The sequence below is a fragment of the Streptomyces spongiae genome, from assembly GCF_009377185.1.
GTDB lineage: Bacteria > Actinomycetota > Actinomycetes > Streptomycetales > Streptomycetaceae > Streptomyces > Streptomyces spongiae.
In genome coordinates, this window is sequence record NZ_VJZC01000990.1 from 1 (window position 1) to 1,939 (window position 1,939).

Genomic DNA, 1,939 nt, shown 5'->3' on the forward strand with positions numbered 1-1,939 from the left:
CCGCCGAGCTGCCCACCTACCCCTTCCAGCGCCGCCGGTACTGGCCCACTCCCGGCACCGCCCCCTCCCCGGCCGACGCCGGGGAAGACAGCGCCTTCTGGAGCCTCGTCGACGACGCCGACACCGCCCGGATCGCGGCTGAGACCGGTGCCGGCGAGCCCGAGCTGGCCGCCGTCCTGCCCGCCCTGGCCGACTGGCGGCAGCGGTCCCGGCGCCGGGCGATCGCCGCGTCCTGGAGCTACCGCGAGGTGTGGCATCCGCTGCCCGCCACCGCCACGGCACCGCCGGCCGACCGCCTCGTCGTCGTACCGGCCACGCACGCCGACGACCCCTGGGTGGCCGCCGTCGTCGCCGCCCTCGGACCCGGCACCGCTCGCGTCGACATCGACCCCGCGACGGCCGACCGCACCACCTGCGCCGCGGTACTGACGGGGCAGCCTGCCGTCGTCGTGTCCCTTCTCGGCATCGCCGAGGAACCGGCCGACGCCCGCCACCCCGCGGTGCCCGCCGGTCTCGCCGCGACCGTCGCCCTGCTCCAGGCGCTCGCCGACCGGCCCACCGGGGCCCGGCTGTGGTGCCTGACCCGCGAGACCGTCTCCGCCGTGCCCGGCGACACCGTCCGTCATCCGGTCCAGGGCACCCTGTGGGGACTCGGCCGCGTCGCCGCCCTGGAACAGCCCGCGCTGTGGGGCGGACTGGCCGACCTGCCGGGCACCGTCGACGCCCGCACCGGCGGCCTGCTCGCCGCGCTGCTCACCGCCGACGCGACCGAGGACCAGCTGGCCGTCCGCCCCTCCGGCATCTACGCCCGTCGCCTCCTCCCCGCCGGGGAACCCACCGCCACTCAGCCCTGGCACACCGGCGGCACCGCCCTCGTCACGGGCGGCACCGGCGCCCTCGGCAGCCGCCTCGCCCACTGGGCCGTCTCCCGGGGCGCCACCCACGTCCTGCTCCTCAGCCGCCGCGGCTCCGACGCCCCCGGCGCCGCCACCCTCACCGAACAGCTCATCGAACGGGGCGCCCGCGTCACCGTCGCCGCCTGCGACACCGCCGACCGCGACGCCCTCGCCGCCCACCTCGACGCCCTGCCCGCCGACCAGCCGCTGAGCACCGTCATCCACGCCGCGGGCGTCTCCGACGGAGACCGCGAGACCACCGCCCTCACCCCGGACACCCTGGAGGCACTGCTGCGCGCCAAACTGCTCGGCGCCCGCCACCTCCACGAACTCACCGCGGACCGCGACCTCGACGCCTTCGTGCTGTTCTCCTCCGGCGCCGCCTCCTGGGGCAGCGGAGGCCAGGGCGCCTACGCCGCCGCCAACGCCTACCTCGACGCGCTCGCCCAGCACCGCCACGCCGCCGGCCTGACCGCCACCTCCGTCGCCTGGGGCGCCTGGGGCGAGACCGGCATGGCCACCGAACCCGCCCTCGCCGCGGAACTCGCACGCCGCGGCGTCCACCCGATGGATCCCGACACCGCGCTCGCCGCCCTGCAACGCGCCCTCGACGAGGACGCGACCGCCATGACCGTCACGGCCACGGACTGGGCGGCCTTCCTGCCCGCGTTCACCGCCGCCCGGCCCAGCCCGCTGCTGTCCGAGCTGGACCGGGCCGCAGCGCCCCGGCCCACCGAGCACCCCGAACCCGAGGGTGGCCCGAGCCTGCGCGAGCGGCTCGCCGACCTGCCCGACGTCGAACGCACCCGCCTGCTGCTCGACCTCGTCCGCACCGAGGCCGCCGCCACCCTGGGCCACTCCGGTGCCGACGCCGTACCCGCCGAACGCGCCCTGCGCGACCTCGGCTTCGACTCCGTCAGCGCCGTCGACCTGCGCAACCGGCTCAAGGCCGCCACCGGACTGGCCCTGCCAGCCTCCCTCGTCTTCGACCACCCCAACGCCGCGGCCGTCGTCGCCCACCTGCGGACCGCACTCTTCCCCGA

1 protein-coding gene is annotated in these 1,939 nt (G+C 77.6%); it reads left to right on the plus strand.

Features of this window, described 5'->3' with window-relative positions; genetic code table 11:
• A partial coding sequence (locus FNH08_RS49460) for an SDR family NAD(P)-dependent oxidoreductase (protein WP_152778525.1) occupies positions 1-1,939 on the plus strand: 1,939 nt, incomplete at both ends.